This is a genomic window from Thermodesulfobacteriota bacterium (assembly GCA_040753795.1).
Classification (GTDB): Bacteria; Desulfobacterota; Desulfobacteria; order Desulfobacterales; family Desulfosudaceae; genus JBFMDX01.
Map to the genome: position 1 here is coordinate 40,246 of JBFMDX010000015.1, position 17,771 is coordinate 58,016.

The window sequence follows — 17,771 nt, forward strand, 5'->3', positions numbered from 1 at the left end:
GCGATATTTACAAATATTTTATAGATATTTGATTTAAAGAATAATATTCAGGAAATTGTGATGGGTATATTAGATCGGTTTGCTGAAGGAATGGCCAACGCCTCCCCTAATCGTGCAAAAGGGTTCAGCTTGCGAACCCGGCTTCTCATGTACATTATCCCCGCGGTGGTTCTTGTTCTGATGCTGACTGGATATATTAACTATCAGACATCATTAAATTTTATAAACGAAGCCCTGGAGCGGTCCAGCCGTATTCAGGTAAAGGCCATGGCCCACGAGATCGATTCGCTTTTTGCGCGGTGCCGGGAGGATTTGCTTCTTGTCGCGCAAGTTGCCGGTGACGGAAGGGGGTTGCACGAAAACTTTTCACGTCTGGTGGCGACTCGGAAAACAGACTATCATGAATTACTCTTTATCTCGCATAAAAAAGGCCATCATATTTTTCTTCTGGCAAAAGGGAATCAGATTTTTCCGGTTTCCCAGGAGGCCATCGCTGATATTACACCCGATCCGTTTGTTACCATCGGCTATCTGGAAAAACTGAATGCCGGAGATGTCTGGATTTCCCCGGTTACGGAAGTACAGGAACCCTTTCCCACTGACAATCATCCGGACCAGAAGATCCGTTCCCATGTCATTTATTTTGGAACGCCCTGTTATTCCGATAATGGAGAAAAGTCCGGTTATCTGCTGTTGTCTCTGGATGTCCGTTTTATCCGTAATCTCCTTTCTGTTTTAAATTCGCCCCGTTCACCTCTGTGGGCTTTTTCACGGACGTCAGAAACCCGTTTTATCTATCTGTTCGATCTGGAAGGATGGATTCTTTTTCAATCAGAAGATCCGGAAGCGGTGGATCTGGATCTGACCACTCATCTGGCCCGGATGGATTACAGCTATGGAACCCTGGGAAAGCCGGGGCTGCCCTTTGCCTACAGGCCCGGATCGATTTATCAGCCGTTCTGGAAAATGGTGAAAGACGTCGAGGCTGGTAAACACGAACTGATTGAGTTGAAAGCCGCTCCTCATGAGGGGCAGACCGTGCGGGACTATTACCTGACGTATACCCCGGTTTCTTTTGAAGGCCGGGTATACGCCGGTCTGGCTTATATCGATCGTTCCCGGTTTGCCCTGCTGGCCCAGTACAAGCATTTGGACACCATGCTGATTCTATCCCTTATCACCATCCTTGTTATCTCTTCGGTGATTTTCGTTCTTTCTCATATGATTACCAAACCCATTTACAAACTGGCCGGAGCGGTGGCTGATACGCAAAACCGTCCGCTTGAGCCGATCCGGATTAAATCGTCGATTTACGAGGTCCGGATGCTGCAGCAGGCCATCAACGCCATGATCGAAGCGATCAAGGCCCAGATCGTCGCCATCCGGGAACAGGAAAAACGGATCCGGAGTGTGGAAAACAAGGAGAAAATCAATCTGGAGGAAGCGTTCCCCGCGGTTACGCAACCGACATCCGCGGATGACCTGCCGGAGATCGTCGGATTCGGCAGCCGCATGGAACAGTTCAAAGCTTCTATCCGCAAAGCGTCCCGGGCCGACGCCGATGTCCTGATTATCGGTGAAACCGGCACTGGCAAGCAGCTGGCCGCCGAAGCAATCCACCGGCACAGCCGGCGGTCCGGCCGGCCGTTTATTTCGGTGAACTGTGGTGAACTGTCGGAAAACCTGCTGCTGGACACCCTTTTCGGTCATGTCAAAGGCGCCTTTACGGAAGCCCGGACCGACCGCCGCGGCGCTTTCCTGGAAGCCGACGGCGGCACGATTTTTCTGGACGAAATCCAGACCGCTTCACCCAACGTGCAGCAGGCGCTTCTCCGGGCGGTGGCCATGCGCACCATAAAGCAGCTGGGCTCCGATCAGGACATCGCCATGGACGTGCGGGTAATCTGCGCCACCAATGAAGACCTGAACCGGATGATCGAAAAGCAGCAGTTCCGGGCCGACCTGTATTACCGGATTAACGTGATCACCATCAATACCCCTCCTTTGCGGGAGCAGAAGGAAAATATTCCGGTGCTGATCAACCATTTCCTGGAACAGGTCAGGACATCAACCGGACGCAGGACGCTGGGGATCAGCAAAGGAGCGCTGGAAAAGATGAAAAATCATGACTGGCCGGGCAATATCCGGGAACTGAAGAACGCCATTACCCGGGCTGGAGTCATGTGCGAAGGCAATACCATTCAGGCCGGTGATATCCTGATCGAAGGCGGCGGTTATCCGGACGCGGACATGGATATCTCCGCCGATCCTGAAACAAGGCTGACTTATCCTTCCCTGCTGTCGGAAGAAAATATTGCCGGCAACGGAAACGGCAGTCGTTCTCAACGGGCGGTGTCAATAGCCGGATTTCAGAACGGTATTCCTCTCAATGAACGCCAGAAGCGGGTTTATCCCTATATCCTCTCCCGGGGGACTATCACCCGCAGCGAGTATCAGGCCCAGGCCGGGGGAAGCATTTCTTCCCGGACCGCCATTTATGATCTTCAAGACCTGGTGCAGAAAGGGCTGCTGAAGAAAGAGGGCCTTGGCCCGGCCACGCGATACCTGACGCCGGATTGATCCGGAGGAGCGACGACCCATGTGGAAACAGATCAAAGCGCTGCTGAAAAAGAAGTCCGGGCCGGGACATGATCCGGCCGGGATGATGAATATTTTCCGGAAAAAATACGTCAATTTCAAGGCGCTGCTGGAATCCAACGCCGAACTGCTGAAGATCATCGCCGGCATGGAGGAGAAGCTGACCGGCCAGTATGTTTTCGGCATGTCCTATATCCGGTCGGAGATGGTGCGGGTTGTTTATCATGCCTTCCGGATGGTCAAGAGTTTTGAGGATCTGTCCGGGCGGACCTATCCGGATCTGCATGGGACGCTGAACGGCATCCAGGCGGCCGTGAATCAGGAACTGGAACTGAAGAACGTTCCCCGGTTGCCGGACGTGGTTCTTCCCTACACGCGCATCACCCACGACATGGTGGATTATGTCGGCGGCAAGAACGCCAACCTCGGGGAAGTGAAGAGCCGCTGTCATCTGCCGATTCCCAGGGGGTTTGCCATTACCACCACCGCCTTTGACGAACTGATCGAGTATAACGATATCATGGATGAGATCCGCAAGCTGAAGATGGAAATCAGCGGTGAGGATCCCCAGTCCCTGATGCGGGTCAGTCATGATATTCAGCGGCTGATTATCGAGGCTGAAATCCCGAAGGCGGTAGAGGAGGCGATCCTCAAGGCGTATGAACAGGAGATCAGCCCGGAGCGGTCGGTGCCGGTGGCCCTGCGCAGCAGCGCCATCGGAGAGGACAGCGAACTATCCTACGCCGGACAGTACCAGAGTTTTCTCAATGTTCCCGCCGGGGACCTGATCGGCAAGTACAAGGCGGTGCTGGCCAGCCTGTTCACGCCGCGGGCCGTTTCCTACCGGCTGCACATGGGGATCCCCTTTGAAGAAGCGGCCATGAGCGTGGCCTGTCTGGAAATGATCCGGGCCCGGGCCGGAGGGGTCGTCTATACCCGCCATCCCTTTCAACTGACGGAAAACAACATCATCATCAACGCCACTTGGGGGCTGGGGTCCTATGTGGTGGACGGCACCGTTTCGCCGGATGCCTTCGAGGTGTCCAAGACCTCACCGCCGGCGCTGCTGAAAAAGACGATTGCTTCCAAATCCGTAGAACTGACGACCAACCCGGACGGGTATCTCATGGAAACACCCGTCAGCGGGGATATCCGCCAGACGCCCTGTCTGACCGATGAGCAGGCCCTGCGGCTGGCGGAATACGCCCTGAAACTGGAAGCGCATTTCCAGGGCCCCCAGGATATTGAATGGGCGCTGGACGGCGACGGGAACCTGATCATTCTCCAGAGCCGGCCCCTGATGATCGAGCGGTGCGGGGATGAGACCTGCGCCCCGCAGCGTTTCGAACAATACCCGGTGCTGGTCGAAGGCGGTGAAGCGGCCAGCCCCGGCGTCGGATGGGGTCCGGCCTGTATCGTCCGTTCCGAGGAAGACCTGCTTTCCTTTCCCGAAGGCGGCGTGCTGGTCGCCGCCAATTCCTCCCCCGAATACGTCATCGTCATGCCCCTGGCCCGGGCCATCGTTACCAACCTGGGCAGTATTACCGGCCACATGGCCTCCCTGGCCCGTGAATACAAGATTCCGGCGCTGCTCAACACCAAGAACGCCACCCAGGCCATTCAGCCGGGGGAGATCGTTACCGTCGATGCCTTCGGTTCCCGGGTTTATGCCGGCAAGGTGGAGGAACTGCTGGATGTTCAGTGGCATCGCGGGGCCTTCATGAAAAAGACGCCGGTGTATCAGGTCCTGGAAAGACTCGCGCAACATGTCGTTCCGCTGCATTTAAAGAATCCCCGGTCCCGCAGGTTCACGGCCGGCAACTGCCGGACCATCCATGACATCGTGCGGTTTACCCACGAGAAGTCTTACGGCGAGATTTTTCACATCAGCGATTTTACCTCGGATCACGGCCACATTTCCGTCAAGCTGTCCGCGCCCCTGCCCATTGATCTGTATGTGATCGACCTGGGCGGCGGACTGGCCGCCCCGGAAAAGGCGAGAAAGATCACCGTCGATCATGTCGTTTCGACGCCCTTCAGGGCTTTGCTGGAAGGCATGCTTCACAAGGACCTGAAACCCCTTGAACCCCGGCCCATCGACGTGCGGGGATTCCTTTCGGTCGTCAGCCAGCAGATGCTGGCGCCGCCGAATCCGGTGGTTGAACGTTTCGGGGATCGGAGCTACGCGATTATTTCCGACAAATACGTGAACTTCAGTTCCCGGGTGGGCTACCACTATAGCATCCTGGATACCTTCTGCGGGCAGACGGCCATGAAAAACTACATTCATTTCCAGTTCAAGGGCGGGGCCGCCGACAACGTCCGGCGAAACCGGCGGGCCCGGCTGATTCGCAACATTCTTGAAGCCAGGGATTTTCTGGTGGAGGTCCAGGGAGACCGGGTCACCGCCCGTTTCAACAAGCAGGCCATGGAACTGGTCCTGGAAAAGCTTGACGTCCTGGGAAGGCTGCTCATCTTTACCCGGCAGATGGACATGCTGATGAACACGGAGCGAAGCGTTGACGATCTGTCCGCCCGGTTTCTGGATGGCTGCTACGACCTGGAAAAACCCCGGGCCTGTCGGGCGGAACCGGAAAAAGGTTGACCGCGCCGGTCTACCGGACCTTTTCCTTTTCCTTCTTCTGATCGAACGCGCCGGATATTTTCAGCAGGATTTCGTCCACGGCGCTGGGCTTGAGGAGATAGTCATAGGCCCCGTATTTGACGATCTCCACGGCCGTTTCCAGGGAGGCGTGACCGGACAGTACCACTACCTCGGCGGTAATGCCGCGGCGTCTCATTTCCTGCAGCACCTCGATGCCGTCGAGACCGGGCATTTTCACGTCCAGCAGCACCACGTCGTACATCCGGCGGGAAAGTTCTTCCAGGGCCTCCCGGCCGTCGTTGACCGCCTGCGCCGGGATATGGCGCACGTTGAAAATTTTCAGCATGGACCGGCACAGGGCTTTATCGTCATCGACGATCAGCACGGCTGGTTTTTCCGATGGGAACAGATTTTCGCTCATGGGTCTTATACGATCCAGACGGCCCGCTGGGTGCCCATGTGCAGGACCTTGCGGCTGACGCGGCCCATGAGAAACTCCTCCACGGCGGAAAGACCGCGGCGGCCCATGACGATGGTGCCGTACCCGCCTTCCCTGGCCGCCTGGACAATACCGCCGGCGCGGGTGATTTTGTTTTCCAGAATCTGTTTGCAGGTCCGGCCGGGATGAAAGCCGGCGTCGATCAGTTTCTGCTCCGCCTCGAGCATGGGCTTTTCCACCGCCTGGCGGGTTTCGTCCAGCCACAACTTTTCTTCTTCCGACCCGAAAATCTGCTGATCATTGAGAAAAATGTTCAGCGACCTCACCACATGGCAGAGCATGACGTCCCGTTCGTCCGAGGCCATCAGGTCGCAGACGCAATCCACCGCCTTGAAGGCGCCTGTGGAACCGTCAAAACCGATCAGAATTTTTTCGGTTTCCGGGCAGCCGCCGATAACAGCCATGGGCAGATGGTCGGAGACGGACAGGAGTTTGTTGACAACGCTTCCCAGGACCACTTCCTGAATGCGGCTGATGCCGCACCGGCCCACCACCAGCACATCGTATCCGTTGCGGGATTCAGCCAGGATATCCCGGGCCACACCGGCTTTGCGGTGATGGTAAGTCGCTTTGATCGCCTGAACGGGGAACCCCTCATCACGCAGGATGGTTGTCGCCTTGGTCAGCGCGTTGGTGATGTTCTGCTTGATCCCCGCGGCCCAGGCGGTCACCGAGGAGATCGCGCGGCTGGCGACAGGATCCCGGCTCAAATCCAGAAAGGCTTCCGGAACTTCCGTGGCGACGTGAAAGAGGTTGACATGGGTGGTGTTTTCCGGGAAAAAGCGGCTGATGTACCGAACCGCGTCCATGGATTGGTCGGAGCCGTCAAAAGCCATTAATACGTTCAGTTTTTTAGTCATGGTGTGCCTCCTTGTCTGGATAACTGTTTGGTCATGGTTACTATGCGCCTCAATTTTCACGGATGCGCGGCAGCGTCAATTGGAAAACTGTTCCCTGCTTGACCCGGCTGGACACAGCAATATTTCCACCCAGGCGGTCGACAATAACGGACGTCACGTAAAGCCCGAGCCCGGGACTTTCTTCCGGCCGGGTGGTGAAAAACGGTTCGAAAACTTTTTCCAGGTCATCCCCGGAAATTCCACATCCGTCGTCTTTTACCGAAAGTCGGACGCCGGCGTCCGTATCGGTCAGTTCGACCGTGATGGTGCCGTCCGATTCAACGGCGGTAATGGCGTTGGCGATCAGGTTGCCGATAATCTGGCGCACGTCGTCCGGATCACTCCAGATGACGCCTTCGGCCCGGTCCAGGTCGAGGACGATGTCGATATTTTTCCCCTTGGCCTGTTCCAGTGCCGACTTTACGCAGACCGATACCAGGCTCTTGAGATTGGTTTGTTCGGTGACCGTTTCGGTCTGCCGGGTGAAGCCGAGCAATGGATGAACAATGCGTCCGATCCGGTCACTGGCGGCTTCCATTTTGCTGATAATGATGTCAATCTCTTTTTTCCAGGGGATGGCCGTGTTTTCCGCCCTGCCCATCATCAGCCTTAAATATTCTGTGCATTCGATGATAACGGACAGCGGCCTCTCAATTTCTCTGGTGATGCCGGTGGACAGGGTGCCAAGTGAGGCGAGACGCTGGGCGGCCGCCAGTTGCTGTGTCATCCGGTGCCTGAATTCCGCCTCCTCCTGTTTTGTTTTTTCGTGTTTTGTTTTTTCAGCCGCCTGAATGATTTTCTGCGTCAGGTGTTCAAAATCCACCGGTTTGGTGAGGTAGTCAAAAGCGCCTTTTTTGATTCCCTCTACGCCGTCGGCGGTACTGGCATGGCCCGTGAGGAGGATGGCCTCCGTTCCGGGAAAACGGTCCCGGATCCACCGCAGTACCTCCAGACCGTTCATGCCGGGCATTTTCACGTCCAGGATCACCACGTCCACGGGCTCTTTTTCCATAACGGCCCGGCAACGGTCGCCGTTTTCAGCCTCCAGGACAAAAAATCCCTTTTTCTGGAGCCGTTTTTTCAGCGGTGCCCTGAAGTCGGTCTCGTCATCCACCAGCAGCAGGCGTATGGATTCCATATATCCGCGCTCCTAGTGTTTCGTTTCCTGATATTGTCCCGGGGAGGAATCAACCGGTCGATCACTGATACTCACGGAGTGTTCGCCGTATTCCGATACGCCTCATCAATTTTCTGGATCAGTTCCTGGAGTTCGCAGGGCTTGGTCAGATAGTCAAAGGCCCCCAGCTTCAACCCTTCCCGGGCCGCCTCCTGGGAGCCGTGCCCGGTCAACATGATGACTTTCATGGACAGCCCCATCTGGTTGAAAATTTTCAGGACCTCAATGCCGTCCATGTCCTCCATTTTCAGGTCCAGGATGGCCACGTCAAAATCCTTTCCTCTTACCGCCCGGATGGCCTCTCCGCCGCTGTATGCCGATGTCACGTCAAAGTTTCTTTTTCTCAAGCGGTTGGCCAGCACATTGACATATCCCTCCTCATCATCGACCAGAAGGAGCCGGACAGGTGCGGCCGGCAGGTCTGTTTTGGTTTTGCTGTCCATGATGGATTTAGTCATACCCGCGGTTGAGGATCAGTTTGTCGATTCTGGCTTTTTCAATCTTTTCGTCATGGGAATGCTTCTTCCTGACGGCTTCTTTTACCTTGGTGATCAGGGTATCGATGTCGCAGGGTTTCATCAGATAATCAAACGCACCCAGCTTCATCCCTTCGATGGCGGTTTCTACGGTGGCGTGGCCGGTCAGCATGATAACTTCCTTCAGCGGATGACGTTTTTTAATCTCCCGCAGGGTTTCAATACCGTCCCTGCCGGGCATTTTCACATCCAGAATGATCACATCCACGCTACCTTCCCTGTCCAGAAGGGTCAACGCTTCATCACCGCTGTGGGCGGCAATGATTTTCAACCCCCGTTTGTCCAGGCGCTTGGCCATGGTCTCTACAAAGGGAACCTCGTCATCCACCAGCATGATGGAACTCGTTGCCATTGAATGCTCTCCTTTCTTATATGGTACTGAAAAAACCGTTATTATTATTTTACTTATATTTGAAGCACGGAAAAAAATCAACCGGCGTTCCCGCGCCGCGCCAGTTACTGCTGCTGGAAGGGGACCCAGATCCGGAAGCGCGCTCCTTTTTCCACGGCGCTCTGAACGTCAATTTTGCCTCCCATTTTATTAATGATCCCGTAACAGATGGAAAGTCCCAGGCCGGTTCCCTTGCCTACGGGTTTAGTGGTAAAGAAGGGGTCGAAGATGCGGGGAAGATTGGCCTCGGGAATACCGGGTCCGGTGTCCTCCACGACAATGACGATATGGCCGGGCTTGATCTCGCTGACTTTGGTGGAAATGCGGATGACGCCGCCGGTTTTTTCCATGGCATCCAGGGCGTTATTGATCAGGTTCAACAGCACCTGCTGCATTTCGGAGGGAGAGATCATGATGTAAGGCAGATCTTTCTGGAGGTCGGTCTCGATGACGACTTTGTTGTATTTGGCCATCTGCCGGGAGAGATTGACGATCTCCACCACCAGGTCGTTGATCTGAACGTCCTTGGTGGTGGAATCCGTTTTTCTGGCGAAACTTAAAAGCTTGTGGGTGATCTCCTTGCATCTTTTGCCCTGGGTGTTGATCTGGGCCAGCGCCCGTTTGAACTCTTTCAGGTTGGCGCTTCCGGCCAGATCCTCTTCCTCCAGCAGATCGCCGATCCATCCGGCTTCCTCCACCATGATGGCCACCGGGTTGTTGATTTCATGGGCAATCCCCGCCGCCAGTTCGCCGATGGAAGCCATTTTGCCGGTTTCGATGATCTGCTGGTTCATGCCTTCCTTGGCGATATCGGCCCTGCGGATGCGCCGGACCATGCGCTGGGATATATATATGGCCATGAACACAATGGCGGCGCCGCCGAAAAGAAAAATAATCAGCGAAATTATCCGCATGCGTTTCAGGTCGGAAAAGGCGTCGGCGCTCTGCTGCTTGACGATAAGCAGCCAGTCCCCGTTTTTGAGGCTGCCCACGGCATATAAATTATCCATGTCCGTATCATCGGCCAGGCGGGTGATCAGGATGTTGTTATGCGCTTTCTCCACCTCTTCCCAGAAGAACATGTACTCGCTGGGCTCAATGGTAATTCCCGCCGTCGGCTGGGTCTGGAATTTGCCGTCCCGGTTGAGGATAAAGGCGTAACCGGTCTTGCCGATCCGCAGATTCTGAACCAGGGAATTGAAGGCCATGAAATCGATGGTCGCCCGGATCAGAAACGGGCGTTCGTCGTCTTTGTGCTTGACGGTGATGATGAAATGGGGTGTTCCCCGGAAGCCCAGGAACACATCGCTGATATACGTGTCACTGTCCCAGGCGTTTTTGAACCAGTCGGCGCCGGCATAATTGACGTTGGCCAGGCCATGGGGACCGGCGTAGGCCACCTGGTCTCCTTTTCCATCCACAATGCCCAGATCGACGAACACATTGCCGTAGTCTTCACGGAGATAAAACAGCTTTTTTTCGAGAAAATCGTTGTCGTTCAGGGTCTCATAGGTTCTGGTGATGGCCAGAAAGCGGATATTGGCCAGTTTTTCATTTAAAAACGTGTCAATCTGCTGCTTGTGCTTCTGCACCAGTTCAGTCAGGTGGGCATAGGTTTTTTCATGATAGGCCGTGCTGAATTGATGGAGCAGGATGAAAATGACCAGCAGCATCGGAGCGAAAGAAACCGTAATCACGCTGACGATCATGTTCCGGGAAAGCGACTGGTAGTAATTTTTCTGTTTGCCGTTGGTCATCTCGCGCACTCACTGTTTTTCGTTGGGTTATCCGCAGAGAGGGGATCGTCTTCGCAACAACATCCGGGTGTTGTCGCTACTCACTGCCGATGGGCTACTCCAATTATCAGGATTCATGAAGTATGCCAACAACGCTGGAGTTTTCAAAACCGTCCGCGAAAAACAAGGTTTTCCGATGCCGGCCCGGCCCTGTTTCCGATTATTATTTTTTTTCAATAAGTTGTATCACAATCTCGGCGGCGAACGCTACCAACAATTTTATACCGATCTACATTTTTAGCCCGCATCGTGATCTGAATTCAGCGGGGGGGCAAAACAGATTTTTTTTATTTGATTGTTTTTACAGGTTGTAAAGAAAATCGGCAGGCGTGTTTTGACCTGATATCGCGTCTGCGACAGGCGTGGGGAAGAACCGGAAAATGGCGGAACGAGTCATGCCTGATGCAATCCCCATTTCCCGGCCGGCAGACGGTTATTTGCCTGTCAGACAAATGGACACTTTTTCGAGTTCTCCCGCCTTGGCCATACTGTATTTATCCCAGAAGAGCTTGTCGCTTTCATAAAAAGTCTGGGTCTGGTTACGCTGGAGAAATTTTTTGAAATCCCCCGGGCCTCCGTTATACATGGCGTATAAGGCCCGGCTGAGTAAATCGTGGCTCAAGGGGTTGGCCGGATCCATTTTTTTCAGGGCGTAATCTTTCAGATAGTGAGCCAGGATTTCCGCGCCGGCTTTGGCATTATATTCGATATTCCACCGCAGGCTTTCGACCTTGTAGAATCCCCGCCAGATGCGCTGGTTGATCTGCATCAGTCCCACCGAGGACTGGTTATAGGAAAGGAGCGGCGTCATATTGCCTTTGACCGTGATAAACTGCCGCCAGCAGCTTTCCTGCCAGGCGGTGGCCATGATCATCAGCCGGTACATGGGCTGGAGAGAGGCATCGAGCTTGTTGTTGGCCAGGGCTTCGTCGGCGGTTTTTTCCAGTACCTGTCGAACCCGGGCCAGATAGGGTCCCAGATTGTCTTTGGGAGCGAGCCACTGTTTGAGCGCCTCCAGGTCCGGTGGAGCGGGAGCCTCTTCCGCGTATGCCGGGGCGATGAGAAGTCGCAGGATAAAACCGGTAATCACCTCCACCGGCGGAGCGGGCGCTGTTTCCTGAGGCGGAGTCGGTTCTACTTCCTGAGGTGGTGCGGGCTCACCTTCCTGCGCTGGGGCAAGTTCGTCTTTCTGCGGCGGAACGGGCTCGCCCTCCTCCGGCAACGGGATTTCCAGACCATGATAGGCTGGACCGCTTTCATCCATGGACGGGGCGAACCCCATCAGTTTCCGGAGATTGTCGTCCACCGCCAGGGAATATCCCAGGTCGATTTCCTGGTCGCTGATTAACTGGGCCATGCGGATCAGGCCGTCCCGGCTGATTTCAATGCCCAGGGTCGGACCCAGCTTGTCCAGGGCGGACAGGACGTCGGCGGCAGTAAAGAACGCCAGATATTTCACCATTTTCCCCTGGCCGGATATCCCGCCCAGGCGGTTTCTCAATATGCCGGATAACTGCTCCCAGGCGTAGACAAACTGCTGTCTGACCAGATCATTACCGGCGGTTTTATCGTTCACCGCCCGGACAAAACCATAGCGGAGCTCCAGCAGGGTTTCCAACAGGCGCTGCCGTTCTTCGTCCGTCAATTGCCCCTGCAGAAGTGTTCCCATCTGGTAGATCAGAAAAGCATCCCATAACTCCCAGAGTTCCGACACCCGTTCCATCTCCTCGGCCGACAGTTCCAGGGGCGGTTCTTCCGCTGCCGGCGGCGGTGTCTCAATGATCATGGACAGCGTCAGGCGGATCGCGTCCGGGTCCACGCGCAGGTCGCTGACTTTCAGCGACGACAACAGTTGATCCAGTTGCGCTTTGTTTTCCCGGGCAAAGAAAGAGGGCAGGATCGCCCTGATTTCATCCATGGGAAGATCCAGATCAAAGGCGAGGTCACTGAAAAAGTCCCGGATATGGTCCTGAATCATTTCAACAACGGCCGGGTCAATGGCCACCGGTTTGCGGCTGGCGGCATACAGGCGCGAATCCACCACTTTCAGACGGACGCTGGTTCCTTTTTCGTCCAGGATGACCCGCTGATACAGCTCGATGTACCCCTCCCATTTGAACACATCTATGGGGGCGCCCAGCAGGCGGGCGCCCTGCTTGACCTGGATACTGCTGCCGGTGACGATTAACCCGTTTTCGGAACGGATTTCCGGATTCCAGATGGCGATGTAGGTGGAGTTTATCCCCGTCTTTTCGTCCACGATAACGGCCCGGCCGCCCGGCTGGTCATAGAGCTGCTCATTCAAGGCCATGCGGATAAGGGCGTAATCCAGGGTGAGGGGGATCGTCACGGTTTCCGCGGCGGCCCGGGCGGTGCCGGGGATAGTCATCCACATGAAAAGCGCCAGGTTGAGGAGAAGGTATTTGTGTTTCATCGCTTCAGTTTTCTGCCTGATAATGCAGGGGCGTCCTTCAGGCCGCGCCTGCTACGGCCTTTCCTTGTCGAAAAAAAGGCAATCCGGTTTGACCGGTTTAAAATCCTTCCAGTTTGGAAATGATCTCACACATGATTTCGTCAGCGCCGCCGCCGATGGAAATCAGCCGGGAATCCCGGAAGGCCCGTGAAATGGCCATTTCATTCATGTAACCCATGCCGCCGTGCATCTGCAGGCAGCCGTCCATGACCTTGTTGAGCAGCCGGGCGCCGAACAGTTTGGCCATGGAAATCTCTTTGGTGACGTCCTGGCCGGCTGTTTTCAATCGCACGATATGATAGGTCAATTGCCGCATGGCCTCTATTTCGGACAGCCACAGGGCCAGGCGATGCTGCAGGACCTGCTTCTTGATCAGGGGCTTGCCGAAAACAATTCGCTGCTTCAGAAATTTCACGGTTTCATCGATCACGCGTCGGGTTGAAATATAGCAGCCGGGCAGGGCGGAGAATCGTTCATGCTGAAACTGCTGCATCTGGTAAATGAACCCTTCCCCTTCCTGGCCGATGAGGTTTTCAGCGGGAATCCTCAGGTTGTCGAAGAAGAGCTCGGCCGTGTCGCTGCTGCGCATGCCCATCTTGTCCAGTTTCTTGCTGACATGAAAACCCGGCAGGTTGGTGGGCACGACAAACAGCCCGAAGGAATGGTATCCGGGCGTTTCGCTGGTCCTGGCCAGCAGGGTCAGAAAATCGGCCTGGGTGCCGTTGGTGATGTAGGTTTTGGAGCCGTTGATGACGTAAGAATCGCCGTCTTTTCTGGCGAAGGTTTTTATGGCCGCCACGTCCGAACCGGCATCGGGTTCCGTCACCGCGATGGACGCCACCATGTCGCCGGCGATGGCCGGTTTTAAATACGTTTCCTTGAGATGTTCGCTGCCGAACTGATCAATCGCCGGGGTGGCCATGTTGGTCTGAACCAGGATGGCCATGGGAACGCCGCCGCAGTTGATCAGGGACAGCTCTTCGATGAAGACCAGTTCGTACCAGTAGTCCAGTCCCATGCCGCCGTATTTCTGATCGTAACGGATTCCCAGAAAGCCGAGATCGCCCATTTTTTTAAACAGCTCATGAAGGGGAGCAATCCCTTTTTCCTCCCATTCGTCCACGTAAGGATTGATCTCCTTGTTCACAAAATCCCGAACTGCCTTGCGGACCATTTCGTGATCCTTGGTGAAATACATCTCGTTGCCCATGGGGTTCCCTTTCTGTATTTGGTTTAACGTATAAAACCAACATCACTTTCCGGTGAGGCGGTCTTTCCAGACGTTACGGTCATTATATATATCCGAATACCGCGGATCATCAAGCTTTTTAATGCCGCTCAACCCTCAACCCTGAATCCTAAACCCCAAGCCTTAAACCCTGCACCCTACACCTCTTAACCCCGCAACATCACGAAGCGACCTGTTCAAGCCCTGAATTTTACAAATAACCCGGTTTTGTTTTTCCTGGAAAGTATGGTAATGTCCGGCCAGTAATCGTTTCAGCAACCAAATCGGAAAAAGGAACACGTCATGCCTGTGATCACCATCTCCCGGGGCTCGTACAGCCGGGGAAAAGAAGTCGCCGAAAAAGTCGCCGCCAGACTGGGTTTTGAATGTATATCCCGGGATATCCTCCTGGAGGCCTCTGAAGAGTTTAACATACCGGAAATCCGTCTGGTCCGGGCGCTTCACGACGCCCCGTCGGTCCTGGACCGGTTCACCCACGGCAAGGAACGATATATCAGCTATATCCGCAAAGCCCTGTTAAAACGTGTTCAGAAGGATAACGTGGTGTACCACGGCCTGGCCGGCCATTATTTTCTGCAGCATATTCCGCATGTGTTTAAAATAAGAGTGATCTCCGATATGGCCGAACGCGTGAAAGAAGAGATCAAAAGAGAAAACATCACCGGGGAAAAAGCGCTTTATATTCTTAAAAAGGACGATGATGAACGCCGGCGCTGGGGCCTTCAGCTTTATGGTATTGATACCTGGGATAGCCAGCTTTACGATCTGGTACTGCATGTCAAGACCATCACCGTGGACGACGCCGTGGACATCATCTGCCGCATGGCTCAGGCTCCGATCTTCCAGGCGACGCCGGAGTCCAGGCGGATACTGGACAACCTGCTGCTGGCGGCGGAAATAAAGGCGGCCGTGGTGGAACTCGAGCCCATGCTGAAGGTGACGGCCGAGGACGGTGTGGTTCATATCAGCGGTATCGATACCGTCAGAAAGATCAAACCCCAGGTGCTGGCGGAAATCAAGGCGGTAGCGGCGGTCCGGGAAGGTGTTCGGAAGGTGATCCTGGACGGTGATTTGACGGACAGCGAACATCATGCCGTCAATCCTTTTCATAACTTGTAAATCCGTTCGTTCCCGGGGTGTCTCCGGATTGAGAAATTTTCCCCGGGCCACCCGGGAATGATGACGGGGACAGGAGTCAGTCATGACAGCGGAATCAGCGCTTGCCCTTGACGGCCTCAGGCATTTATCCGCTCTCAAGTGGTATGTCATCCCCCTGCTGGCGATGGTTCTTTATATTTATGTCCTGGAAATCAAGAAAGCCCGGGAGACGGGCAACTGGGATGCCGTTTTCGCGGGGCTGACCCTGTTTGGCACCGATTTTCTGTTTGAAACCATCAACGGCTGGATTTTTCGCTTTTCGCGGTACTCGGCGCTCTGGACCACGCCGGGAGAGACAGCCTTAAGGACCATGGTCGGATGGAATATCGAGATCATGTTCATGTTCATGATCGCCGGCATCATTTACACCCACACCCTTTCCGGCGACAAAACAGCCAGAATTCTGGCGGTGCCGGAAAAATTCTTCTGGGTTGTCGGCTACGCGGTTTTGTGCGTTTTCGTGGAAGGTCTGCTGAACATGGGAGGGCATCTGGTCTGGTCATATAAATTCTGGAGCCTTACCCCCACGGGCGTGCTGCCGATCTTCTGCGCCTATTTCTTCCTTTTCTTAAGCCCCATGCTGGTCATCAGTCTGAAAACCATACGGACCAGAATCCTTTATTCGGGGGCGATATATGCGGCGGCTGTTGTCATGAATATCTTCGCCTTCGGCGTCATGAACTGGCAGTATTGATTTTCGGGGCTGCCCCCCGCGTTCCGGCGCACTTAACGGCGAATGGTCTTGGTATATACGCCGTCTTTCCATCCCGCCATTTTTTCCTGATAGCTGCGTGAACACCTTCCGGAGTCGTCCTGGACCGTAATCGTAATGCACAGATTGGGGTCGGCGGAAATAATATCCCAGGTGGCATTGGTAAGGGGGGTGGGCGCAATCTGGCTTTTATCGATGGTGGTATGAGACGGAATAGCGAAATAGGACGCGATCTCACCGGCAATGATGGACGCGTCCGCCTCGGCGTGACTGCAAAAGGCTTTATTGCGGTAGGAAATATAATTCGGTATGGCCATGATCGCCAGCAACCCGAGAATGGCGACAACGATCATCAGTTCGATCAGCGTAAATCCCTGCCTCCCCGTTCCTGGATAATGGTTTTCCGACATGGCCCCCTCGATTGTAACTTTCTGTTTTTTCAACTATATAAACGAATGAGCGCCTCATGTCAATAATTAATTGTCACGGGCAATGAGCGATGGGGTCTTCCTTCCGGGCCCTACCAGGCTTTGCGGGTCAGGATGTCACGAATGCGCTGCTCGCTCTTTTTTTCCACCAGAATGATCTTTTCCGCCTTGGCCCGCTTGATGCGGTCGATGATGGTGGCCAGATCCGCCGGTTTTTCAATCAGATCCATGGCGCCGAGCTTCATGGCCTGGACCCCTTTTTCCACCGTGGCATGTCCGGTCAGCAGGATGACCTGCACGTCGGGGTTCTTCTCCTTGATCCGCTTGAGGGCCTCCAGGCCGTCCATTTCCGGCATCTGGAGATCCAGCACCACCGCGTCATAGGACTCCTTGTCGATCAGGGAGATAGCGTCCCTGGCGTTGGTAACGGTAGACACGTTCATGTCCCGCGTTTTCAGCCGCTCGGAAATAAGATCCAGGAAATCTTTTTCATCATCCACAATCAGAACCTTGTCTGTCATGATACGCCTCCTTATGACGTTAGTAATTACCAGATAATTTATTATAGTGCCGGCGCTTTTTCAAGGCAACGCCGGACAGCCGGCCGGAAGGGACACGATCAACCGGCCTTCTTCTTCGATCGCCCGCAGTTTCGCACCCAGTGCATGCAGCAGCGGCGCCGTTTTTCCGTTCAGAAGCTCGTCGGCCTGGGATCCGGCCAACTCCATCAGCCCGGAAAATACGATTTCCGCGCCGGCCCCGGATCGTTTGGCGCTTACGTTTATCTTTTTTGTCGTTCCGCACGTATCCATGGACAGGTCCAGCAGAAGCCAGATCAGGGTTTCCAGAAAGAAAGGGCACGTGTTGATGGAAATCGGGTCTTCCCCTGTCGTGGAGCTGATTTCAATTCCCCGGTTGACGGCAATCCGATCCGAAACGCGCAGCATCAGTTCCAGCAGGGAGGAGATATCGACGGCGGCCTGTTTCTCATCCAGACTGTGAGCCAGGCGGTTCATGTTCTTGATGATGGTGTTGGCCCGCTGCACCTGCTTGAGAATGGTCCCGGCCAGGGAACCCAGGCGTCCGGGATCCAGGGGGACCCCTTTTTTGGCCATCAGGGTGACATCCTCCAGAAAACCGGCGCTTTCGTTGATCACCGCCAGGGCGTTCTTCAGTTCGTGAGAAATGGAGGCGGAGATTTTGGAATAAAAGGTAAGCCCCGTCTCTTCCGGAATCGGTCGGTTTCCCAT

The 17,771-nt window shown here is 54.8% G+C and carries 15 protein-coding genes; 4 read left to right on the top strand and 11 right to left on the bottom strand.

Annotation, left to right across the window (positions count from 1 at the left end; translation table 11 throughout):
- Window positions 1-60: 60 nt before the first annotated feature.
- Both AB1724_15465 and AB1724_15470 read left to right on the top strand, forming a co-directional pair.
- Window positions 61-2,580, top strand: a complete 2,520-nt coding sequence (locus AB1724_15465; GenBank protein ID MEW6079205.1) for a sigma 54-interacting transcriptional regulator — start codon at window positions 61-63, stop codon at window positions 2,578-2,580.
- A 19-nt stretch (window positions 2,581-2,599) separates the two neighbouring features.
- Window positions 2,600-5,203: a PEP/pyruvate-binding domain-containing protein gene (locus tag AB1724_15470; GenBank protein ID MEW6079206.1), complete on the top strand. Its 2,604-nt coding sequence runs from the start codon at window positions 2,600-2,602 to the stop codon at window positions 5,201-5,203.
- A 10-nt stretch (window positions 5,204-5,213) separates the two neighbouring features.
- On the opposite strand, the gene AB1724_15475 is transcribed toward AB1724_15470, so the two are convergent.
- From AB1724_15475 to AB1724_15510, 8 genes are all read right to left on the bottom strand, one after another.
- Window positions 5,214-5,624 carry a response regulator gene (locus AB1724_15475; protein ID MEW6079207.1) on the bottom strand — a complete coding sequence of 137 codons (411 nt, stop codon included), beginning with the start codon at window positions 5,622-5,624 and terminating at the stop codon, window positions 5,214-5,216.
- A 5-nt stretch (window positions 5,625-5,629) separates the two neighbouring features.
- Window positions 5,630-6,562 (bottom strand): universal stress protein, encoded by a 933-nt coding sequence (locus tag AB1724_15480; protein MEW6079208.1) that lies wholly within the window; start codon window positions 6,560-6,562, stop codon window positions 5,630-5,632.
- A 49-nt stretch (window positions 6,563-6,611) separates the two neighbouring features.
- Complete coding sequence (locus AB1724_15485; protein MEW6079209.1) at window positions 6,612-7,739, bottom strand: response regulator; 1,128 nt, start codon at window positions 7,737-7,739, stop codon at window positions 6,612-6,614.
- A 71-nt stretch (window positions 7,740-7,810) separates the two neighbouring features.
- Entirely contained in the window at window positions 7,811-8,221 is a 411-nt protein-coding gene (locus AB1724_15490; GenBank protein MEW6079210.1) for a response regulator, read from the bottom strand.
- 7 nt (window positions 8,222-8,228) lie between these two features.
- Window positions 8,229-8,666, bottom strand: coding sequence for a response regulator (locus AB1724_15495; protein ID MEW6079211.1), 438 nt, complete (start codon window positions 8,664-8,666; stop codon window positions 8,229-8,231).
- A gap of 104 nt (window positions 8,667-8,770) precedes the next feature.
- Window positions 8,771-10,462, bottom strand: a complete 1,692-nt coding sequence (locus AB1724_15500) for an ATP-binding protein (protein ID MEW6079212.1) — start codon at window positions 10,460-10,462, stop codon at window positions 8,771-8,773.
- Between the two features lie 472 nt (window positions 10,463-10,934).
- A complete protein-coding gene (locus AB1724_15505) occupies window positions 10,935-12,935 on the bottom strand; it encodes a transglycosylase SLT domain-containing protein (protein MEW6079213.1) in 2,001 nt (666 codons plus the stop codon).
- Between the two features lie 97 nt (window positions 12,936-13,032).
- Entirely contained in the window at window positions 13,033-14,172 is a 1,140-nt protein-coding gene (locus AB1724_15510) for an acyl-CoA dehydrogenase family protein (protein ID MEW6079214.1), read from the bottom strand.
- A 333-nt stretch (window positions 14,173-14,505) separates the two neighbouring features.
- Here AB1724_15510 and AB1724_15515 point away from each other — a divergent pair, with 333 nt between their 5' ends.
- Both AB1724_15515 and AB1724_15520 read left to right on the top strand, forming a co-directional pair.
- Window positions 14,506-15,342 carry a cytidylate kinase-like family protein gene (locus AB1724_15515; protein ID MEW6079215.1) on the top strand — a complete coding sequence of 279 codons (837 nt, stop codon included), beginning with the start codon at window positions 14,506-14,508 and terminating at the stop codon, window positions 15,340-15,342.
- 82 nt (window positions 15,343-15,424) lie between these two features.
- Window positions 15,425-16,075, top strand: coding sequence for a hypothetical protein (locus tag AB1724_15520; protein MEW6079216.1), 651 nt, complete (start codon window positions 15,425-15,427; stop codon window positions 16,073-16,075).
- A gap of 32 nt (window positions 16,076-16,107) precedes the next feature.
- On the opposite strand, the gene AB1724_15525 is transcribed toward AB1724_15520, so the two are convergent.
- The 3 genes from AB1724_15525 to AB1724_15535 form a co-directional block, all read right to left on the bottom strand.
- Window positions 16,108-16,503: a prepilin-type N-terminal cleavage/methylation domain-containing protein gene (locus AB1724_15525; protein ID MEW6079217.1), complete on the bottom strand. Its 396-nt coding sequence runs from the start codon at window positions 16,501-16,503 to the stop codon at window positions 16,108-16,110.
- Between the two features lie 110 nt (window positions 16,504-16,613).
- On the bottom strand, window positions 16,614-17,042 hold the full coding sequence (locus tag AB1724_15530; GenBank protein ID MEW6079218.1) for a response regulator: 429 nt from the start codon (window positions 17,040-17,042) through the stop codon (window positions 16,614-16,616).
- A 60-nt stretch (window positions 17,043-17,102) separates the two neighbouring features.
- Window positions 17,103-17,771, bottom strand: a complete 669-nt coding sequence (locus AB1724_15535; protein MEW6079219.1) for a histidine kinase dimerization/phospho-acceptor domain-containing protein — start codon at window positions 17,769-17,771, stop codon at window positions 17,103-17,105.